The organism is Pilimelia anulata, assembly GCF_014647895.1.
Lineage (GTDB): Bacteria > Actinomycetota > Actinomycetes > Mycobacteriales > Micromonosporaceae > Pilimelia > Pilimelia anulata.
On sequence record NZ_BMQB01000010.1, the window covers coordinates 152,113 to 172,832 of the forward strand.

Genomic DNA, 20,720 nt, shown 5'->3' on the forward strand with positions numbered 1-20,720 from the left:
CCCATCATGGCACCATGGTGGGTATGGCGTCGCCGCTGCATGCCCCGCCCCCGATCGCCGCCGCGTCGCAGGCACCGACCGCCGCGCCGACCGCGCCGCAGGTCGCGCCGCGCGCGGAGACGGCCGGCGCCGCGCCGCTGGACGCGGTGTGGCGAACGGTCGTCTGGGACGATCCGGTCAACCTGATGACGTACGTCACATGGGTGTTCCAGAAGATCTTCGGTTACAGCCGCGAGCGGGCCGAGGAGCTGATGCTCGACGTCCACCACCGCGGCAAGGCCGTCGTGTCGCACGGCGCCCGCGAACGGATGGAGTACGACGCCTCCCGGCTGCACGCCCACGGTCTGTGGGCGACGGTGGACAAGCAGTGAGCGGTGAGGTCGTCACGGTCTTCCGGCGCGACGGCGACGAGTGCGTCGCGTCCTTCGCGGTCGACGAGGTCCGGGTGCTGCGCCGGGTCACCACCGAACTGGTCGAGCTGCTCTCGGCCCGCCCGGACCACAACGACCCGGTGGTCCGCCGGCTGTTCCCCGACCCGTACCCGGACCGGCCGCGGGACGCCGCCGAGTACCGCCGGTACACCGAGAGCGAGCTGAAGGCCGAGAAGCTGGACTCCGCCGGCATCGTCCTCGCCGGGCTGGGCGGCGCCGAGCACGGCGAGCTGCGGCTCGACCCGGGTGCCGCGGACGCCTGGCTGCGCGGCCTGACCGACCTGCGGCTGGCGCTCGCCGTCCGGCTCGGCATCGACGCCGACACGGACCTCGCCGTCGAGATCGACGCCGCCGCCCGGCAGCAGCCGACCGCCCCGCTGGCCTTCCAGCTCTCCGTCTACGCCTACCTCGGCTTCCTGCAGGAGAGCCTGCTCGACGCTCTCACCGACTGACCGCCGCCGCCCGCATGCGCTGTCCCGCCCGCCGCCCCTTGCCCTCCGTACGGGGACCCGGTGCCGTCTGTAGGCCGGCGGCGGGCCGCGGCGTAGGCTGCGCACCGTGACGGACGCGCCTATCGGGATCTTCGACTCCGGCGTCGGGGGGCTGACGGTGGCCCGCGCCGTCGTCGACCTGCTGCCGCACGAGTCGGTGTTCTACCTGGGCGACACCGCGCACGTGCCGTACGGGCCGAAGCCGATCGCCGACGTCCGCCGGTACGCCCTGCACGCCATCGACCAACTGGTCGCCCGGGACGTGAAGGCCCTGGTCATCGCGTGTAACAGCGCCCTCGCGGCATGTTTGCACGACGTCCGGGAGCGGTACGACATACCGGTGGTGGAGGTGATCCGGCCGGCGGTCCGGCGGGCCGCGGTGGCCACCCGCAACGGGCGGGTGGGGGTGATCGGCACCGCCGTCACCGTGGCCAGCGGGGTGTACGCCGACGCGTTCGCCGCCGCCCCGCACGTCACGGTCAGCAGCGCCGCGTGCCCCCAGTTCGTCGACTTCGTCGAGCGGGGCGTCACGTCGGGGCGGGCGCTGCTCGGGCTGGCCAGCGGCTACCTGGAGCCGCTCCAGCGGGCCGGGGTCGACACGCTGATCCTCGGCTGTACCCACTACCCCCTGCTGGCGGGCCTGCTCGGCCTGGTCATGGGCGACGAGGTCACGCTCGTGTCCAGCGCCGACGAGACGGCCCGCGAGCTGTACCGGGTCCTCACCCGGGGGGAACTGCTGCGCCCGGTGGACGCGCCACCACCGGTCCATCGACTGCTCACCACCGGCGACGCTGCCGCGTTCGGCCGGCTGGCGCGCCGCTTCCTCGGCGCGGGGTTCCTGGCGGCCGCCCCGGTCGCCGCGCTGGCGGAGGCCACCGGATGAGATTGACTGTGCTCGGCTGCGCGGGCAGCTTCCCCGGCCCCGAGTCGGCATGCTCGGCGTACCTGGTCGAGGCCGACGGGTACCGGCTGCTGCTCGACTTCGGCAACGGGTCGCTCGCCGCGCTCCAACGGTACGCCGGGCTGCACAGCGTCGACGCGATCGTGCTGAGCCACCTGCACTGCGACCACATGCTCGACGCGTGCACGTACGTCGTCGTCCGCCGGTACGACCCGGCCGGCGCCCGCCCGCCCATCCCGCTGTACGGCCCGGCCGCCGCCGAGAAGCGGATCATGCAGGCGTACGGGCCGGAGGAGGGCGCGGTCGACGACGTGTACACCTTCCACGACCTCAAGCCGGGGACCTTCCCGATCGGCCCGTTCACCGTGACGGTGGACCGGGTCGAGCACCCGGTGGAGACGTACGGCGTCCGGCTGGAGCACGACGGGCGGGTGCTGGTGTACTCGGCCGACACCGCCCGCTGCGACGCGGTGACCCGGCTGGCCGCCGACGCCGACCTGTTCCTCTGCGAAGCCAGCTACCTGGACGGCCGGGACAACCCGCCCGGCCTGCACCTGACCGGCGGCGAGGCCGGCGGGATCGCCGCCGAGGCGCGCGTGCGCCGGCTGGTCCTGACCCACCTCGTCGCCGCCTGGGGGAGTGAGTCGGAGACCCACGCGGCGGCGTCGGCGGCGTTCGACGGCGAGGTCCACATCGCCCGCCCGGGCGCCCGGTACGACGTCTGACCGGCGTAGAGTCGGCGGCATGACCCCACCCGTGTCCGCGCGCCCGGACGCCCGCCGCCCCGACCAGCTCCGCCCCGTCGCCCTCCGGCGGAAGTGGAGCATCCACCCCGAGGGGTCGGTGCTGGTCGAGTTCGGCGACACCCGGGTACTGTGCACGGCCAGCGTCACCGAGGGCGTGCCGCGCTGGCGCAAGGGCACCGGCCTCGGCTGGGTGACCGCCGAGTACGCGATGCTGCCGCGGGCCACCACGACCCGGTCCGACCGGGAGAGCGTGCGCGGGCGGCCGGGCGGCCGGACGCAGGAGATCTCCCGGCTGATCGGGCGCAGCCTGCGCGCCTGCGTCGACTTCAAGGCCCTCGGCGAGAACACCGTCGTGCTCGACTGCGACGTCCTCCAGGCCGACGGCGGCACCCGGACGGCGGCGATCACCGGCGCGTACGTCGCGCTGCACGACGCCGTCTCGTACCTGGGCGCGCGCAACGCGCTCGCCGGCGACCCGGCCACCGCGCTGCCCCGCTCGGTCGCCGCGGTCAGCGTCGGCGTCATCGACGGCGAGCCGCGGCTGGACCTGTGCTACGTGGAGGACGCCGCCGCGCACGTCGACATGAACGTGGTCTGCACCGGTACCGGCGACTTCGTCGAGGTGCAGGGCACCGGCGAGGCCGCGGTGTTCGGCCGGCGCGACCTGGACGCGCTGCTCGACCTCGCCGTCGGCGGCTGCGCCGACCTCACCGCGGCCCAGGCGGCGGTGCTGGCGGTCCCGGCGTGAAGCTGCTGCTGGCCACTCGCAACGCCAAGAAGCTCACCGAGCTGCGCCGCATCCTCGACGCCGCGCCGGGGGCGGCGGCCGTCACGCTGGTCGGGCTGGACGAGGTGCCGGCGTACGACGAGGTGCCGGAGACCGGCCTGACATTCGCGGACAACGCGCTGCTCAAGGCCCGCGAGGGCGCCCGGCACACGGGCCTGCCCACGGTGGCCGACGACTCCGGCCTGGCCGTGGACGCGCTGAACGGCATGCCGGGCATCTTCTCCGCCCGCTGGTCCGGCCGGCACGGCGACGACGACGCCAACCTGGACCTGGTGCTGGCGCAGTTGGGCGACGTGGCCGACCCGCACCGGGGCGCGGCGTTCGTCTGCGCGGCGGCGCTGGTGTACCCGGGCGGCGGCGAGCACGTGTGGCACGGGGAGCTGCGCGGGCGGCTGCTGGGGGCGCGGCGGGGGACGGGCGGGTTCGGGTACGACCCGATCTTCCTCGCGGACGGCCGGGAGCTGACCAACGCGGAGCTGGCGCCGGCGGCGAAGGACGCGATCAGCCACCGCGGCGCCGCCTTCCGCGCCCTGGCCGCCCACCTCGCCACCCCCTGACCCGCGGGGCGAGTCGCGGGGGATTCCGCTATGGCCTCGGCCCGTACGCCGCGCGCAGGACCTCCCGTACGAGTTCGCTGGGTCGGCGGCCGGAGTCGCGGGCCACCCGCTGGAGAACCTCGTAGATCTCGTCATCCACGCGCACGTTGATCCGATGCGAGGTACCGCCACCCGCCGACAGCGACGGTCGACCGGGGGCCTTGCGCGGTACGAGGATCGCGGGGTCGTAGCCGGCCTCCGCCTCGGCGAGCAGCGCGGCCTCGGCTTCGGGCGTGAGTGGGGCGCCACCCTTGGCGCGTGGCGACCCGTCACGGGTCACCTCGGCTGTGGGCTTCCTCGCCCGGACCTTGGTCGTGATTTCCTGCCCATCCTTTACTTTCGGCATGATTTTGCCTCTCTGTACTGCTTGCGGTAGCGGGCCCGCATCTTCATGGCATGGATGACGTACAGGCTGTCATCCAGCATCTCGACCGCCATGACTTCGAGCTCCGTGCCGTCCCGGTCGTCACCGAGGAACAGCAGGCGCTCGAACGGCCGGTCCGGTGGTTCCGGCGGCACGGCGAAGGGCAACCCGCAGCGCTCGATGACGAACCTGATCCGCTGTCGGCTGATGCCGTGCTCGGCAGCCGAGGCCGCCCACGTGTAGCTGGCCCGTGGCATCCGCCTATTCTGTCAGACAAAAATCCGGGCGACAAGTAGCCGGCGGCAGGGCGCCGCTCAGGCGAGGGCGCCGATGGTGCGTTCGATGGACGTGCGCAGGGGGGTGGTGCCGACCAGGGTGCGGGCGTGCTCCATCAGCGGGGCCAGGTACTCGTCCGGGCCCGGTTCGCCGCCCAGGGCCGTGATCGCCACCCGCCCCGCCGGGGACGGCGTCAGGGGCGCCCGCAGTTGCAGGCCGCGGACCGCCGCGATCAGCTCCACCGCCAGGATGCTGGTCAGGTTGTCCAGGACCCGGCGCAACTTGATCGCCGCCGCCCAGCCCATCGACACGTGGTCCTCCTGCATCCCGGACGTCGGCACCGAGTCGACCGACGCGGGCGAGGCCAGCCGGCGGTTCTCCGCGACCACCCCGGCGGCGGTGTACTGGGCGATCATCAGGCCCGAGTTCACCCCGGCGTCGGGGGACAGGAACGGCGGCAGGTCGCGGGAGCGGGTCACGTCGAGCAGGCGGTCCACCCGGCGCTCGGCGATCGCGCCCACCTCGGCGGCGGCGATGGCGAGGAAGTCGGCGGCGAAGCCCAGCGGGGCGCCGTGGAAGTTGCCGGTGCTCTCCACCCGGCCGTCGCGCAGCACCACCGGGTTGTCCACCACCGAGCGCAGCTCGCGGTCGGCGATGGCGGCGGCGAAGTCCAGGGTGTCCCGGGCGGCGCCGGCGACCTGCGGGGCGCAGCGCATCGAGTACGCGTCCTGCACCGCGTGCGCCACGTCGTCGCGGTGCGAGTCCATCACCGGGGAGTTCTGGAGCAGCCGGTGGATGTTCGCCGCGGACACGCCCTGGCCGGGGTGCGGGCGGATCGCGTGCAGCTCCGGCTGGAACGGCCGGTCCGAGCCGAGCATCGCCTCGATCGCCAGCGCGGCGGTGATGTCGGCCATCGTGAACAGGTGGGCGGCGTCGCCGAGGGCCAGCAGCAGCATCCCGAGCATGCCGTCCGTACCGTTGATCAGCGCCAGGCCCTCCTTCGCGGCCAGCACCAGCGGCTTCAGGCCGGCGGCGGCCAGCGCTTCGCCGCCGTCGATCCGGGTGCCGGCCGGGGTCAGCACCCAGCCCTCGCCGAGCAGCACCAGCGCGCAGTGCGCCAGCGGCGCCAGGTCGCCGGACGCGCCCAGCGACCCGTGCTCGGGCACCCACGGCGTGACGTCGGCGTTGAGCAGCTCGACCAGCGCCAGCGCCACCTCGGGGCGGACGCCGGAGTATCCGAGCGCCAGCGACCGGACCCGCAGCAGCATCATCGCCCGGACCACCTCGCGCGGCTGCGGCGCGCCCACCCCGGCGGCGTGCGAGCGGATCAGCGCGTGCTGCAACTCGGACCGGCGCTCCGGCGCGATCGGGGTGTTGGCCAGCGCGCCGAAGCCGGTGGAGACGCCGTACACCGGCTTGCCCGACTCCTCGATCCGGTCCACGATGGACCGGCTGGTCACCATGGCGTCCAGGGCTTCCGGCGCGATCACCACCCTGGCGTCGCCGCGCGCCACGGCGCGCACGTCGGCGGGGGTGACCCCATGGGCGGTGACGGTCACGGTGCTCATGTCGGCTCTCCGGCTCGGATGACGTCGTGGATCAGCGGTACGCCCGGCCGGTAGGCCAGGTGCAGGTACGAGGGTGCGTCGAGGATGACCAGGTCGGCCCGAGCGCCCGGCCGGAGCACGCCGACGTCGTCGCGGCGCAGCGCCCGCGCCCCGCCGGCGGTCGCCGCCCACACCGCCTCGGCGGGCGTCATGCCCATCTCCCGGACGGCCAGCGCCACGCAGAACGGCATGGACGTGGTGTACGACGAGCCGGGGTTGCAGTCGGTGGCCAGCGCGACGGTCGCGCCGGCGTCCAGCAGCCGGCGCGCGTCGGGGTACGGCGACCGGGTGGAGAACTCCGCCCCCGGCAGCAGCGTCGCCACCGTGTCGGAGCCGGCCAGCGCGGCCACGTCGGCATCGGCCAGGTGGGTGCAGTGGTCGGCGCTGGCGGCGCCCAGCTCGACGGCGAGTCGCACGCCCGGGCCCGGCCCGAGCTGGTTGGCGTGCACCCGCAGGCCCAGCCCGGCGTCGCGGCCGGCGGTGAGGATCGCCCGGGACTGCTCGGCGTCGAACGCGCCGCGCTCGCAGAACACGTCCACCCACGCCGCGTACGGGCGGGCCGCCGCGAGCATGTCGCCGCAGACCAGCGCCGTGTACTCGTCCGGGTCGGCGCCGGCCGGCACGACGTGCGCGCCGAGGAAGGTGACCTCGTCGGTGTACCCGGCGGCGATCCGCAGGCTGCGCTCCTCGTCGGCGACGGTGAGCCCGTACCCACTCTTGATCTCGATCGTGGTGGTGCCCTGCCGCAGCGCCTCGCCGACCAGCCGGCCGGCGTGCGCGCGCAGCGCGTCGTCGGAGGCCGCCCGGGTGGCGGCGACGGTGGTCCGGATGCCGCCGCCGGTGTACGGCTCGCCGGCCATCCGGGCGCCGAACTCCGCGGCCCGGTCGCCGGCGAAGACGAGGTGCGCGTGGCTGTCCACGAAGCCGGGCAGGACCGCCCGGCCGGCGGCGTCCAGGTACGCGTCGGCGGCCGGGGCGTCGCCGCTGGCGCCCACCCACACCACCTCCTCGCCCTCGACGATGACCGCCGCGTCGTGCCGCAGCCCGAGCGGGGAGTCGCCGCGGCGCGGGTCGCAGGTGACCAGCTCGCCGCAGTTGTCGATGAGCAGGCTCACGGCCGCCACCCCCGCCGGACGTACGCGAGCAGCGTGCCGCGGTCCAGCAGCCGGCCGCCGCAGACGGTCGCCACGACGTCGGCGGCGGTCGCGGCGGCGAGGATGCCGGCCGGGTCGACGCCGGCGGTGCGCGGGGTGTCCAGCGCGACCGCGACCAGGTCGGCGCGCTGGCCGACGGCGATCCGGCCGACGTCCGGCCAGCCGCAGGCCGCGTGCCCGGTGACGGTGGCGGCGGCGAGCAGCTCGCGCGGCGCGAAGTGGCCGCGGGCCAGCGTGCGCAGCCGCTCGTGCTGCTCCACCCCGCGCGCCTCGGCGAACAGATCGATCTCGGTGTGCGAGTCGGAGCCCAGCGACAGCAGCGCGCCCGCGGCGGCCAGCTCCCGGCCCGGCCCGATGCCGTCGGCCAGCTCCCGCTCGGTCGTCGGGCACAGGCACACCCCGGCCCGGGCGGCGCCGAGCAGGCCCACGTCGCCGGGCGTGAGGTGGGTGGCGTGCACGGCGGTGGTGTCGAGGTCGAGCAGGCCGTGCGCCGCGAGCAGCGCGGCCGGGGTCATGCCGTACGCGGCCAGGCACGCCGCGTTCTCCGCCGGCTGCTCGGACAGGTGCACGTGCAGCGGCCCGCGCACCGCCGCCCGCACCTCGGGCAGCAGGCTCGCCGGTACCGCGCGGACCGAGTGGATCGCCGCACCGCGGCGGGCGTGCGGCGGCACCGCGGCGGCCCGCCGCTCCCGCCAGCCGTCCAGGCCGCCGCCGTGGAACCGGCGCTGCACGCCGTCCAGCGGGTCGCCGGCGACGGTCGCGGTCAGGTACAGCGTGTCCAGCAGCGTGATCCGGATGCCGACCCGGCCGGCGGCCTCGATCAGCGCGTCGCCCATCGCGCCGGGCTCGGCGTACGGGCGGCCGTCCGGGTCGTCGTGCAGGTAGTGGAACTCGCCGACGCAGGTGATCCCGGCCAGCGCCATCTCGGCGTACACCGCGGTGGCCAGCTCGAGGTACCGGTCGGGGTCGAGCCGCTGCGCGACCGCGTACATCGCGTCCCGCCAGGTCCAGAAGTCGCCGCCGACGTGCCCGGTCCGGCCGCGCAGCGCCCGGTGGAACGCGTGCGAGTGGGCGTTGGCCAGGCCGGGCAGCAGGACGCCGGGCAGCCGGATCGCGTCCGGCGGGGCGGCGGCGCCGGGGCGGACGGCGGCGATCCGGTCCCCGGCGACCTCGACCAGCACGTCCCGGGCCGGACCGCCGGGCAGCAGCGCGTGCGCCGCCACGTACGCCGGGCCGTGCGGGCGCCGGCCGCGGGCGGCCGTCACGTGAGGCCCGCCAGCACGTCGGCGAGGGCGGCGATCCCGGCGACGCAGTCGGCGTCGGCCGCGGTCTCGGCGGGGGAGTGGGAGACACCGGTCGGGTTACGGACGAACAGCATCGCCGTCGGCACGTGCGCCGACAGCACCCCGGCGTCGTGCCCGGCCGCGGTCGGCAGCAGCGGCGCCCCGCCCAGCAGCGCCGCCAGCCGGGCGGCGAGCGCCGGGTCGAAGCCGACCTCCGGGGTGACCGACTCGGCCGTCCACTCGACGGTGGTGCCGTCCCGCCCGGCCCGCTCGGCGACCCGCGCGGTCACCTCGTCGACCAGCGCGGTCAGCGTGGCGGCGTCGGCCGCGCGGGCGTCCAGCCAGGCGGTGACCCGCTCCGGTACGGCGTTGGTGGCGTTCGGCGCGACCGCCAGCCGGCCGACGGTGGCCCGGGCGTCGCGCAGCCGGGCCTGCTTGTTCGCCGCCAGCACCAGGTACGCGGCGGTGAGCATCGGGTCCCGCCGGTCGACCATCGCCGTGGTGCCGGCGTGGTTCGGCTCGCCGGACAGCGCCACCCGCCACCGCCCGTGCGGCCAGATCGCGGTGCCGACGCCGACGGCCGCGTCCCGGTACACCAGGTCCCGGCCCTGCTCGACGTGCAGCTCGACCACGTGGCCGATCCGGCCGACCAGCTCCGGCCGGGCGCCGGCCGGGGCCGCGCCGAGCGCCTCGGCGAAGCTCACCCCGGCCGGGTCGCGCAGCGCGCCCGCCCGCTCCGGGGCGATCGCGCCGGTGAGCAGCCGCGAGCCCAGGCACGGTACGCCGAACCGGCCGCCCTCCTCCTCGACGAACGCGGCCACCGCGACCGGCACCCGCGGGGCGTGCCCGCGCTCGCGCAGGAGGTCCACGGCGAGGAACGCGCTGACGATGCCGAGCGGCCCGTCGTACGCGCCGCCGTGCGGCACCGAGTCGAAGTGGCTGCCGGTGACGACCGCGCCGCCGGCGGCCGGGTCGCCCCACCAGGCGAACAGGTTGCCGTTGCCGTCCTCGTCCAGCGCCAGCCCGCGGTGCGCGGCCTGCGCGGCGAACCAGGCGCGGCACTCCCGCTCGGCCGGGGAGAACGCGTACCGCAGGTAGCCGCCGGTGCCGGCGTCCCGGCCGATCGGGGCCAGCTCGTCCCAGAGCTTGCGGAAGTCGCTCACGCCGCACCGCCGTGCGAGTGCCCGTTGACCCGGCCGGACCGGTCGGCCGGCGCGCCACCCGGCCCCGCTTCGCCGGCTGCCGCGCCGCCGGGTGCGTCGTCGGTGGGGGACGGTGGGGTGGCGGGGTCGGCCGGGGCGCGGTCGCGCATCGGGATGCGGACGCCGTGCACGCCGGCCGTCCACTCCGCCTCCGGGTACCCCGCGTCGACGTGCCGCAGCACGCCCATGCCGGGGTCGTTGGACAGCACCCGGGCGATCTTCTCGCCGGCCAGCGGCGTCCCGTCCGCCACGCACACCTGCCCGGCGTGCAGCGACCGGCCGATGCCGACCCCGCCGCCGTGGTGCAGCGACACCCAGGACGCGCCCGACGCGGTGTTGACCAGCGCGTTGAGCAGCGGCCAGTCCGCGATCGCGTCGGAGCCGTCGGCCATCGCCTCGGTCTCCCGGTACGGCGAGGCCACGCTCCCGCAGTCCAGGTGGTCGCGGCCGATCACGATCGGCGCGGCCACCTCGCCGGCGGCCACCATCTCGTTGAACCGGACGCCGGCCACATCCCGCTCGCCGTACCCCAGCCAGCAGATCCGCGCCGGCAGCCCCTGGAACGCCACCCGCTCGCCGGCCAGCCGGATCCACCGGGCGAGCTGCTCGTTGTCCGGGAACAGGTCGAGGATCGCCCGGTCCGTGGCGGCGATGTCGGCCGGGTCGCCGGACAGCGCCGCCCAGCGGAACGGCCCCTTGCCCTCGCAGAACAGCGGCCGGATGTACGCCGGCACGAAGCCCGGGAAGGCGAACGCCCGGTCGAACCCGCCCAGCCGCGCCTCGTCCCGGATCGAGTTGCCGTAGTCGAACACCTCGGCGCCCGCGTCGAGGAAGCCGACCATCGCCGCGACGTGCTTGGCCATCGCCGCCCGCGCCCGGTCGGTGAACTCCTCCGGCTTGCGCGCCGCGTAGTCCGGCGCGTCGCCGGGTTCGATGCCCTCGGGCAGATAGGACAGCGGGTCGTGCGCGCTCGTCTGGTCGGTGACGATGTCGATCTCCACGCCGCGGCGCAGCAGCTCCGGGAAGACCGTGGCGGCGTTGCCGACCACGCCGACCGACAGCGCCCGCCGGTCCCGCTTCGCCGCGGTCACCCGGGCGACGGCGTCGTCGAGGGAGTCGGCGATCTCGTCCAGGTACCGGTTCTCCACCCGGCGGCGCAGCCGGGTGCCGTCCACGTCCACGATCAGGCAGACGCCGTCGTTCATCGTCACCGCGAGTGGCTGGGCGCCGCCCATCCCGCCGCAGCCGGCGGTCAGCGTGAGCGTGCCGGCCAGCGTCCCGCCGAACCGCTTGGCCGCGACCGCGGCGAACGTCTCGTACGTGCCCTGCAGGATGCCCTGGGTGCCGATGTAGATCCACGATCCGGCGGTCATCTGCCCGTACATCGTCAGGCCCTGCGCCTCGAGCCGGCGGAACTCCGGCCAGGTGGCCCAGTCGCCGACCAGGTTGCTGTTCGCGATGAGCACCCGCGGCGCCCACTCGTGCGTGCGCAGCACGCCCACCGGCCGGCCGGACTGCACCAGCAGCGTCTCGTCGGCGCGTAGGTCGGTCAGCTCGCGGACGATCGCGTGGTACGACGGCCAGTCCCGGGCCGCCTTCCCGGTACCGCCGTAGACCACCAGGTCGTCGGGGCGCTCGGCGACGTCCGGGTCCAGGTTGTTCATGAGCATGCGCAGGGCGGCCTCCTGCGGCCAACCGCGCGCGGTGAGCGTGCGGCCGTGCGGGGCGCGGACGGTCATGGTCACTCCTTCAGCTCACGAAGATGCCGCGCCGGTGGGCCGACGCGTCGAACGCTTCCAACCGGGCCTGGGCCCGCTCGCCCCCGGCGTCGCAGACGGCCTGCAGCAGCACCATCGTCAACGCCAGCGGCGCGGCGTGTACGTCGAACACCAGATCCGTACCCACCGCCGCGACCAGCGCGACATCGGCGTGCTCGACGGCCGGCGACACCGGCGAGTCGGTGATCGCGACGACCCGCAGCCCGGCCGCCCGGGCGGCGCGCATGGCGTCGATCGCCTCGCGCGGGTACCGCGGCAGCACGATCGCCAGCAGCGCCGTGGCCCCGGCGTCCCGGCCCTGCTCCAGCGCGTCGTCGAGCTGGCTGCCGGCGTGGTCGAGCACGCGGACGTCGGCGTGCACCTTGCGGCCGAAGTACCCGACGTACGCGGCCAGCGGCGCCGCCGTCCGCAGCCCGAGGGCCAGCAGCGGCGCCGACCCGGCCAGCAGCTCCCCGGCCCGGGCCACGGCGGACGGGTCGCGCAGGGCGTCGGCGAGCCGGTCCAGGTTCTCCCGCTCGGCCCGGACCGCGGCCTGCCACGGGCCGTCGGCCACCGGCGGGCGGGGGGCGTCGACGGCGAGGTCGCGCAGCCGGCGGCGCAGCGCGGGGTACCCGTCGAGGCCGAGCGCGACCGCGAACCGGGTCACCGACGGCTGGCTGACGCCGGCCCGCTCGGCGAGTTCGCCGGCGGAGAGGAAGGCGGCGGCACCGGGCTCGGCGGCGAGCACGTGCGCGATCCGCCGCTGGGTGGGCGTCAGGCGGACGCCGCGCCACAGGGCGTTGATCGCATTCTCATTCACGCCGACACTCTATGCATAATCCCATTCATGGCGCCAGGGCCCGACCGATCCCGCTGATCGCCGCCGGCCGCTGCCGTTGCCGCCGGGCTCGCCGCTGGCCGGCCGGCGCTGGTGCCTCAGTGTCGCCGGCTTCGGGGCCACCGCCGCATGCGCGGTGGTCGGGTGGGGGCGGGTGGCGGGGGCGTGGGACGATCGGCGGGTGCGGTTGGCGGGGATTCACACGTACCCGATCAAGGGTGGTTACCGGGTCGAGCACGCCCGCGCCGAGGTCGAGCCGTGGGGCCTCGCCGGCGACCGCCGGTGGCTGATCACCGACCCGGCCGGCGGCTTCCTCAGCCAGCGCAAGGACGCCCGGCTCGCGCTGGTCCGCCCCGAGCCGTACCCGGGTGGGCTCGTGCTGCGCGCGCCCGGCCACCCCGACCTGCGGGTGCCGTACCCGCGCGTGCCGGCCGACCGGGCCGTCACCGTCTGGCAGTCCACCGTCGCCGCCACCCCGGCGGGCCCGGTCGCGGACGCCTGGCTCGGGCGGGTGCTGGGCCGCCCGGCCCACCTGTCGTACGGCGACGATCCCACCCGGCGCGAGATGACCACGGCCGGCGCCCGGCCGGGGGAGACGGTCAGTTTCGCCGACAGTTGCCCGGTCACGGTCGCCAACCTCGCCTCGCTGGCCGCGCTGCACGAGTGGCTGGCCGAGGACGGGCACCCGCCGGTACCGATCCACCGGTTCCGCCCCAACCTCGTCGTGGCCGGCGCGCCCGCCTGGGCCGAGGACGAGTGGCCCGGCCGCCGGGTCAGCGTCGGTCCGGTGCTGTTCCGGGTGGCGAAGCCGGCCGCCCGCTGCGTGGTGGTCAACACCGACCAGGAGTCGGGGGAGCGGTCGCCGGCGGTCCTGCGTACGCTCGCCGCCCGGCGGACGGTCGACGGCGGCGTGCTGTTCGCCACCCACCTGATCCCGGAGCGGCCGGGAACGGTGGCGGTGGGCGACCCGATCACGGTGACCTGACCCCGCCGCCACCACCCATCCGCCGCAGCTTGCGCGGTCCGCGCCACCAGTGCGGGCGCACCGGCGGTCGGTGCGCGAACCTCAGGGAATCGGCTCGACCGGGATCCACAGCTCGGCCTCGGCCGTCGCGCCGCCGGGCGCCACCGCCGTGCGCAGGATCTCCGGACCCGGCCGGCTGCGGAACGGGTTGGCCGGGAACCACTGCGTGTACACGTCCCGCCAGAGGTACTGCAGCGCCCGCGGGAACTCGCCCGCGCTCTCGAACACCGCCCACGCCCCCGCCGGCACCGCCAGCGCCGCCAGCCCCGCCGGCGCGTCGGCGCCGGTCACGACCCCGTGGTAGTAGTCCAGCCCGGAGCCCTCCGCCCGGTCCGGCGCCAGGTTGTCGGTCACGCCGACGATGCCGCGCGGCTCCCGGTCGGACAGCCCCCTCAGGACGTCCAGCGTCGCCGGCTCGATCGCGCGGATGAAGTCCGCGATGGCCGGGTTCATCCCCTCGTGCACCAGCGGGACGCGGGCCCGGCAGCCCACCACCCGGAACGCTTCCCGTTCGACCACCCGGTACCGCATGCGCTCGCTCCCTTCGACGGTGAGGCGGAAGGAGAGCAGCGGCTGGGCCCGCAGCGCGGCCCCGGTCCGGCGGGCCTCGCCGGGGCCGACGCCGTGCACCGCGCGGAACGCCCGGGCGAACGCCTCGGCCGAGCCGTACCCGTACCGCACCGCGAGGTCCAGCAGCGTCGCGTCCCCGGTGAGCACGTGCGCCCCGGCGACGGTCAGCCGGCGCCGGCGGACGTACTCCGACAGCGGCATCCCGGCCAGCGCCGAGAACAGCCGGCGCAGGTGGTACTCGGAGGTGGCCGCGATCCGGGCCAGCTCCGCGCCGTCGATCCGGTCGTCGAGGTGCTCCTCGATGTACGCCATGGCCTCGTTCAGCCGGTCCAGCACGCGCCGCTCCTTCCGTCGTACCCCCATGCTGCCGCGGCGCCGGGGTGCCGCACCCGACCTTCCGTGCCCGATCCGGTCGGGTACCGCTGGGCGTTTTGGTGGCATTCCATTCTGCTGTCCGGGCGGCGACTTCTCTACACACTTCCACGTGTGAAAACTTGTCCACACGCGACGAGTGAACCCAAGTGATCGAGTATTCCCAGCAAACGGTGGTGGGATGCTGATCACGATGTTCGGTGAACAGGTGTGATTTTGGATGACGCTGATTGCAAAAATCGACACACATGTTTGTGGCGAACCATCATGTCGTCCACCCCGTTCACGGCTGTCCCGGCCAGCCCCGCCACCCCCCCTGGAGTCGCCGTGCAGCGCCCCGTCCTCGCCACCCTGGCCGCGACCGCCGCCCTCCTCGCCGCGACCGCGGCGGCGCCCGCCGCGTTCGCCGACCCCACCCCGGCCGGCCCGGCCCCGGCCGACCCCGGGCAGGGGCGGATCGTCGGCGGCCGGCCGTCGGCGGCGGGCGCGTACCCGTGGATGGCCAACCTGCACCTGAGCACCGCGGGCGGCGAGTCCTACAGCTGCGGCGGCACCCTGCTGTCGCCGGACATCGTCCTCACCGCCGAGCACTGCACCGACGACCGGAAGGTCGTCCGGGTGGACGCGCACATCGGCAAGGTCCGCTGGGCGGACGCCCAGGGCGCCGGCCAGGTCCGCCGCGGTACGAAGTACAAGACCGGGGGCGGCACCAACAAGGGCGACTGGGCGGTGGTCAAGCTGGACACCCCGTACACCGGCTCCACGTACCCGGCCCTGCCGCGGGACGCGGGCGCCGACGAGCGCGGGCCGTTCCGGGCGATGGGCTGGGGGCTGACGAAGGAGAACGGCAGCGTCTCGCCGGTGCTGCTGGAGGTGGACCTGCCGCACGTCCCGGCGGCGCGCTGCCAGCCCACGCCCGCGGTGGAGATCTGCGCGGGCGACTACGACAAGGGCGGCGTCGACACCTGCCAGGGCGACTCCGGCGGGCCGCTGGTGGCGCGCGACGGCGCCGGCTGGGTCCAGGTCGGCATCACGAGCTGGGGCGTCGGCTGCGCCCGGCCCGGCGAGCCCGGCCACTACACGAAGGTGAGCGCGTTCCTGAAGCAGATCCGCGCCGCCGTCACGGAGCTGGGCGGCCAGCAGCCGGCCACCCGCTGAGACCGGGCGGGGCGGCGCCCCACGCCGCCGCCCCGCCCGCGCGAACTCCCGCTGCACTGCACCGTGGGGATGGGGTCGGGTACCCCTGATGCCGTCCGTTCGGTACCCGACCCCGTCCGCCCGGTGCGGCGAGCGGGGGTGGACGGGGTCGGGCATTCTGCGCGCCGGGCGCGGGGTGCCCGACCCCCTTTTCGTGGCGGCGCGGTTCGTGTGAGGTTGGTTCGTGTTCGGGGTGGCGCGCGGGTGGTGGGTCCATTAGTGTCGGTCGCTGTCCACTCCCGACCGGCAGCGGCGGTGGTGGGCGCCCCGGGGCAATTCCACGACGTACCCCTCCCACGTTCGGAGTCGCCACATGACGCCCCGCGTCCGCTCCACCCTGGCGTCCGCCGCCAGCGTCCTGCTCACCCTCCTCGCGCCGACCCCCGCCGGCGCGACCACCCCCGGCACGGTCGCCACCGCCGGCCCGGCCGGCGCCGCGCACTGCGCCGACGAACCCGCCCACCCGAGCACCGCCGCCCACCCGACCGCCCGCACCGCCGCCCACCACTACCACGGCACCCGCCGCACCCACCCGACCGGCCGCACCGCCGGCCACCGCCACGACACCGACCGGGCCCGGCCCGGGATCGGGGAGCACCGGCGGGCCGTGCCGCGGGACACGCGCGTGGTCGGGGCCGCCGAGGCCGCCCGGCACGCCGCCGACCTGCGGGCCCGGCTGCGCGCCGCCGGCCCGCGCCCGGCCGCCCCGGCGGTCATCCCGACGTACCTGCACGTGATCAGCAAGGACGCCAGCCGGGAGGGCGGCAACCTCCCGGAGCGGATGCTGATCGACCAGATCGACGTCCTGAACGACACCTTCGCCGGCGGGCGCGGCGGCGCGGCGGCGCCGTTCACGTTCGCGCTGAAGCGGATCACCCGGACCGAGAACCCCGCCTGGGTACCGATGGGCGACGAGCAGGACGCGCTCATGCGCCCGATCCTGCACGCCGGGGACATGGGCGCGCTGAACATCTACGTCGGCCCGCTGGCGCCGTACGAGCTGGGCCAGGCCACGTTCCCGTTCGACGGCGCGGGCAAGCTGGACGGCGTCAAGCTCGCCTCGGAGACGCTGCCGGGCGGGACGTACGACCAGTACAACCTCGGGCTCACCGCGACCCACGAGGTCGGGCACTGGCTGGGGCTGTACCACACGTTCCAGGGCGAGTCGTGCACCGGCGGCGGGGACGAGGTCGTCGACACCCCGGCGCAGGCGACGCCGTCGTCGGGCTGCCCGGCCGGCAAGGACACCTGCCCGGACCAGGCCGGCGCCGACCCGATCCACAACTACCTGGACTACGGCACCGACCCGTGCATGACGGAGTTCACGCCGGGGCAGCGGGCGCGGATGGCCGACCACTGGCGCGCGTACCGGGGCTGACGGGTCACCCGTCGCGGGCGAGGACGGTGGTACCCCCGCCGTCCGACCCCGCGCCCCCGGCCACCGCGCCCCCCGCCGGCGCGCCACCGGGAGCGACGCCCCCGGCCGCCGACGCGACGCCGACCGGAGCGACCGGGGGCAGCCGCATCGTGATCGCCGCGTCGCCGCGCGCCCGCACCGCGGCCACCCCGACCATGGCCCCGCCGCCGCCCCGAGCCACCCCGGCCGCGGGCGGCGCGCCGGCCGCGTGCGGCTCCGCGCTCCAGTACCCCAGCAGCTCCCGGTACAGCGGCGACCGCGCCACCACCGTGTCGTGGTCGCCGGCGACCGCGCTCACCCCGTCCAGCACCAGCACCCGCTTGGCCCGCAGCGCCGAGCTGACCCGGTGCGCCACGATCACCACCGCCCCAGGCCGGGCGGCGAACGCCTCCTCGGCCCGCCGCTCGGCCGCCGGGTCCAGGTAGCAGGTGGCCTCGTCCAGCACCGCCAGCCCGGCCGGCGACAGGTACGCCCGGGTCAGCGCGATGAGCTGCCGCTCGCCCGCCGACAGCGGGCCGGGGTCCAGCGGCGCCCGCCAGCCGCCGAGCCGCTCGACCAGCCCGCGCGACCCGACCGCCTCCGCGGCGGCGACCACCTCGGACTTCTCGGCGTGCGGGCGCAGGTACGTCAGGTTGGCCCAGACCGAGCCGGCGAAGACGTACGCCTCCTGCGGGATCAGCACCCGGCGGGTGGCGAGGTCCGACGGGGCGAGGTGGCCGATGGGGACGCCGCCGATCCGGACCGTGCCGGCGTCGGGGGTGAGCATGCCGCAGAGCAGGCCGGCGAGGGTGGACTTGCCGATCCCGCTGGGCCCGACGACGGCCAGGTGGTCGCCGCGGGCGACGGTGAGGTGCAGGTTGCGCAGCACCGGCGCGGCCCCCGGCCCGTACGCGAAGGTCAGACCGGCCGCGGTCAGGTGGCCGGGGTCGGCGGGGGCGGGCAGCCGGAGCGCGTCCGCGACCGGGACCCGGCCGCGGACCGGGCGGCCCGCGGCCGGGCTGACGCCGCGGGCGTCCTCGGCGACGCTGGCCTCCAGCAGCCGGCCGACGGTGACGACGAACCGCAGGCCGGCGCTGCCCAGCCCGCTGATGAGCTGGTTCAGCGCGGGTTGCAGCGCCGACGCCACGTACGTCAGGCCGCCCAGCAGCGCGCCCGCGCTGAGCCCGCCGGCGGCCAGCCGCGGGCTGGCGGCGAGCAGGACGACCAGCGGCCCCCACCCGCCGACGGCCTGGCAGAGCACCCGGAGCAGGGCGACGTTGGCCAGCGCCCGCTCGGCCGCGGCCTGCGCGGCGACCGGCTCGTCGACCAGCGCGGTGGCGAAGCCGGCGGAGCCGGTGGCGGTGACGTCGCGGACGCCCCGCAGCACCCCGGTGGCCCGGGCGGCGAGCTGCTCGTCGGTGGCCACGTACGCCCGGTGCCGGGCCGCCGCCAGCCCCAGGGTGGCGACGAACAGGCCCAGCCCGATCAGGAACGGCGGCAGCACCAGCGCCGCGATGGCGGGGGAGAGGGCGAGCAGGCCGGCGACGGCGCCGAGCACGCTGACCGCGAAGCCGCGGACGACCATGATCAGGCCGCCGTACGTGTCCCGGGCGATCTCGACCTGGTGGGTGAGCCGGGCGACCGCGCCGTCGTCGCGCCGGCCGTTGATGCCGCGGGCGAGCGCGCCGTGCACGACGTAGCTGACCAGGTCGTCGCGGAACGGCTCGACCAGCTCGCCGAGCCGCCGGTACACCTGCCGGGAGCCCAGCGCGCCCACCGCCGCGGCCGCGACGATCGCCGCCAGCCAGGCCACGCCGACGCCGGGGCGGCCGGCGAGGAAGCCGTCGTCGAGGGCGCGGGCGACGGCCGTACCGGAGACCGCGGCGGGCAGCAGCTCCGGCAGCGACCAGCCGGCGAGCCCGCGCAGCACCCGGCGGTCGAGCCGGTTCGCGCCGAAGCGCAGTTCGCGCCTCACGTGAACACCGCCCGGTAAGCCGGGTCCGCCCACAGCGCCCGGTGCGGCCCGATGCCGCGGACGTGCCCGGCGTCGAGCCAGACGACCCGGTCGGCGCGGGCGGCGATGCCGGCGCGGTGGGTGACGATGAGCCGGGTGGTGCCGTCGGCGAGCGCGCGCTCGACGTGCAGCTCGGTGAGCAGGTCGAGGCTGGAGGTGGCGTCGTCCAGGACGAGCAGCCGGCGCCCGGCGGCCCGGTCGGCGACGAGCGCCCGGGCCAGGCCGAGGCGCTGGGCCTCGCCGCCGGACATCGGCGCGTCGTCCAGCGGCGTGTCGTACCCGTGCGGCAGTCGCATGATCACCTCGTGCGCGCTGGCCCGGCGGGCGGCGGCCTCGACCGGGGCGGGGCCGGCGCCCTGGCCGATCGCCTCGCCGACGGTCCGGCCGGCGAGGACCGGGCGCTCGAACGCGCCGCCGACGGCCGCGCGCAGGGCATCGGCGGACAGCTCGGGCAGCGGTACGCCGTCGAGCAGCACGGCCCCCTCGTCCGGGTCGCGCAACCGGGCGGCGAGGGCGGCGAGCAGCGACTTGCCGGCCCCGGACGGGCCGACGACGGCCAGCGTGCTGCCGGCGGGGACGGCCAGGTCGAACCGGTGCAGCAGCGTCCGCGACCCGTCGTGCAGCGCGACCCCGCGGAACTCCACGGCCCCGCCGCCCGCCCCGGCCGCGGCGTCGCGCCCCGCGCCGGCCGCCGGGTCCGCGCCGGCCGCGGTCGGCAGGACCCCTGTCCCGTACGGCAGGGCCGGCGCGTGCAGCACCTCGCGGGTGCGCCGCGTCCCCGACTTGGCCCGGGCCAGCCCGTTCAGCGCGGCCGTCACCCCGCCCAGCCCGGCGCCGAGCACCGCGTACTGGTGGGCGGCGAACAGCTCGCCCGGCGTGATCCGCCCGTCCAGCAGCGCCCAGCCGGCGGCGGCCAGCACGACCACCTCGATCACCGGCCCGACGATGGCGGCCTGCGCCGTCGCCCGGGCCACCACCTGCCAGGTGAGCCGGCCGTGGCCGCGCAGCGGGGGGAGCAGGGCGAGGACGCGGCGCTGCTCCTCGTCGCCCGTACCGGCGGCGGCGATGGTCCGGACCCCGCCCAGCGCCTCGGTCAGCCGGGCGGCCAGTCCACCCTGGACCCGCTGGTAGTCGGTGAGGATCGTGGCGTTGCGCCGGGTGAACGCGGTGAGCACACCGGCGGCGAGCAGCAGCCCGCCGAGGAACGCGGCGGCCAGCCAGCCGTCGATCCAGGCGAGCAGCCCGAGGCTGCCGAGCGGGGGCAGGACGCCGACCAGGACGCCGACGGTGGCCGGGCCGGCCCGGGCGGCGTCGGCGGCGCCGGCGGCGACGCGGCTGACCAGGTCGCCGGTGGCGAAGCCGGCGGCGCCGCGGGGGCCGAGCCGGAGCACGTGCGAGACGACGAGGTGGCGCAGGGTGGCGGTCCGGGCGGCGAGGTACCGGCTGCCGACGTACGTGTCCAGCAGCGCGACGAGGACGAGGGCGGCGACGAGGGCGCCGGTGAGGGTGAGCCAGCGGGTGCTGTCGGTGCCGCCGACGATGCCGTCGACGGTCCGGCCGAGGAGAGTGGGCAGCGTCAACTGGCCGGCGACCTGTGCGGCCGCACAGGCGGCCATGATCACCAGCGACGCGCGCGCGGGGCGGTGGATCCGCATCGGGGTGGACGCACCGCGGTCCCGGTCGGTATGTGCCGACCGGGACCGCGATTGCAACG

Annotated in this window: 19 protein-coding genes and 1 pseudogene; 9 read left to right on the top strand and 11 right to left on the bottom strand. The window is 76.4% G+C overall.

Annotated elements, in window-relative coordinates:
* The first annotated feature begins 23 nt into the window (after nt 1–23).
* From clpS to rdgB, 6 genes are all read left to right on the top strand, one after another.
* Nucleotides 24–371, top strand: a complete 348-nt coding sequence (gene clpS, locus IEY94_RS19785) for an ATP-dependent Clp protease adapter ClpS (RefSeq protein WP_189171722.1) — start codon at nt 24–26, stop codon at nt 369–371.
* Nucleotides 347–883, top strand: a complete 537-nt coding sequence (locus tag IEY94_RS19790) for a DUF2017 family protein (protein WP_189171723.1) — start codon at nt 347–349, stop codon at nt 881–883. Before clpS ends, IEY94_RS19790 begins: the two co-directional genes overlap by 25 nt.
* Before the next feature lie 106 nt (nt 884–989).
* Nucleotides 990–1,805, top strand: a complete 816-nt coding sequence (gene murI / locus IEY94_RS19795; protein ID WP_189171724.1) for a glutamate racemase — start codon at nt 990–992, stop codon at nt 1,803–1,805.
* Complete coding sequence (locus tag IEY94_RS19800; protein WP_189171725.1) at nt 1,802–2,548, top strand: MBL fold metallo-hydrolase; 747 nt, start codon at nt 1,802–1,804, stop codon at nt 2,546–2,548. Before murI ends, IEY94_RS19800 begins: the two co-directional genes overlap by 4 nt.
* Nucleotides 2,549–2,567: 19 nt before the next feature.
* The gene (gene rph, locus IEY94_RS19805) at nt 2,568–3,317 is read left to right on the top strand and encodes a ribonuclease PH (RefSeq protein ID WP_189171726.1); all 750 of its coding nucleotides are present in this window, start codon (nt 2,568–2,570) and stop codon (nt 3,315–3,317) included.
* A complete protein-coding gene (rdgB, locus tag IEY94_RS19810) occupies nt 3,314–3,913 on the top strand; it encodes an RdgB/HAM1 family non-canonical purine NTP pyrophosphatase (protein ID WP_189171727.1) in 600 nt (199 codons plus the stop codon). Before rph ends, rdgB begins: the two co-directional genes overlap by 4 nt.
* 28 nt (nt 3,914–3,941) lie before the next feature.
* On the opposite strand, the gene IEY94_RS19815 is transcribed toward rdgB, so the two are convergent.
* The 8 genes and pseudogenes from IEY94_RS19815 to IEY94_RS19850 form a co-directional block, all read right to left on the bottom strand.
* On the bottom strand, nt 3,942–4,232 hold the full coding sequence (locus IEY94_RS19815; RefSeq protein WP_189171728.1) for a ribbon-helix-helix domain-containing protein: 291 nt from the start codon (nt 4,230–4,232) through the stop codon (nt 3,942–3,944).
* A gap of 53 nt (nt 4,233–4,285) precedes the next feature.
* Nucleotides 4,286–4,573, bottom strand: coding sequence for a hypothetical protein (locus IEY94_RS19820; protein ID WP_189171729.1), 288 nt, complete (start codon nt 4,571–4,573; stop codon nt 4,286–4,288).
* Nucleotides 4,574–4,630: 57 nt separating this feature from the next.
* Entirely contained in the window at nt 4,631–6,160 is a 1,530-nt protein-coding gene (gene hutH / locus IEY94_RS19825; protein ID WP_189171730.1) for a histidine ammonia-lyase, read from the bottom strand.
* On the bottom strand, nt 6,157–7,314 hold the full coding sequence (hutI, locus tag IEY94_RS19830) for an imidazolonepropionase (protein WP_189171731.1): 1,158 nt from the start codon (nt 7,312–7,314) through the stop codon (nt 6,157–6,159). The genes hutH and hutI overlap by 4 nt, the downstream gene beginning before the upstream one ends.
* Nucleotides 7,311–8,576: a formimidoylglutamate deiminase gene (locus IEY94_RS19835; protein ID WP_373291332.1), complete on the bottom strand. Its 1,266-nt coding sequence runs from the start codon at nt 8,574–8,576 to the stop codon at nt 7,311–7,313. The genes hutI and IEY94_RS19835 overlap by 4 nt, the downstream gene beginning before the upstream one ends.
* A gap of 38 nt (nt 8,577–8,614) precedes the next feature.
* Nucleotides 8,615–9,799 (bottom strand): allantoate amidohydrolase, encoded by a 1,185-nt coding sequence (locus tag IEY94_RS19840; RefSeq protein ID WP_189171733.1) that lies wholly within the window; start codon nt 9,797–9,799, stop codon nt 8,615–8,617.
* A gap of 146 nt (nt 9,800–9,945) precedes the next feature.
* A pseudogene (gene hutU / locus IEY94_RS19845) lies at nt 9,946–11,583 on the bottom strand (urocanate hydratase); the annotation flags it as partial.
* Nucleotides 11,584–11,587: 4 nt separating this feature from the next.
* Entirely contained in the window at nt 11,588–12,415 is an 828-nt protein-coding gene (locus IEY94_RS19850; protein ID WP_189171735.1) for a MurR/RpiR family transcriptional regulator, read from the bottom strand.
* Between the two features lie 199 nt (nt 12,416–12,614).
* Between IEY94_RS19850 and IEY94_RS19855 the strand changes: the two genes are divergently transcribed.
* A complete protein-coding gene (locus IEY94_RS19855; RefSeq protein ID WP_189171736.1) occupies nt 12,615–13,418 on the top strand; it encodes an MOSC domain-containing protein in 804 nt (267 codons plus the stop codon).
* A gap of 81 nt (nt 13,419–13,499) precedes the next feature.
* Here the strand turns inward: IEY94_RS19855 and IEY94_RS19860 are convergent, their stop codons facing one another.
* Nucleotides 13,500–14,363, bottom strand: a complete 864-nt coding sequence (locus IEY94_RS19860) for an AraC family transcriptional regulator (RefSeq protein ID WP_189171737.1) — start codon at nt 14,361–14,363, stop codon at nt 13,500–13,502.
* Nucleotides 14,364–14,726: 363 nt separating this feature from the next.
* Between IEY94_RS19860 and IEY94_RS19865 the strand changes: the two genes are divergently transcribed.
* Both IEY94_RS19865 and IEY94_RS19870 read left to right on the top strand, forming a co-directional pair.
* Entirely contained in the window at nt 14,727–15,557 is an 831-nt protein-coding gene (locus IEY94_RS19865) for a S1 family peptidase (protein ID WP_229784272.1), read from the top strand.
* 352 nt (nt 15,558–15,909) lie between these two features.
* Nucleotides 15,910–16,974 carry a zinc metalloprotease gene (locus tag IEY94_RS19870; protein ID WP_189171739.1) on the top strand — a complete coding sequence of 355 codons (1,065 nt, stop codon included), beginning with the start codon at nt 15,910–15,912 and terminating at the stop codon, nt 16,972–16,974.
* A 4-nt stretch (nt 16,975–16,978) separates the two neighbouring features.
* Here IEY94_RS19870 and IEY94_RS19875 read toward each other — a convergent pair whose 3' ends face one another.
* Nucleotides 16,979–18,967: an ATP-binding cassette domain-containing protein gene (locus IEY94_RS19875; protein WP_189171740.1), complete on the bottom strand. Its 1,989-nt coding sequence runs from the start codon at nt 18,965–18,967 to the stop codon at nt 16,979–16,981.
* Nucleotides 18,964–20,661 (bottom strand): ABC transporter ATP-binding protein, encoded by a 1,698-nt coding sequence (locus IEY94_RS19880; RefSeq protein WP_189171741.1) that lies wholly within the window; start codon nt 20,659–20,661, stop codon nt 18,964–18,966. The genes IEY94_RS19875 and IEY94_RS19880 overlap by 4 nt, the downstream gene beginning before the upstream one ends.
* Nucleotides 20,662–20,720: the final 59 nt, after the last annotated feature.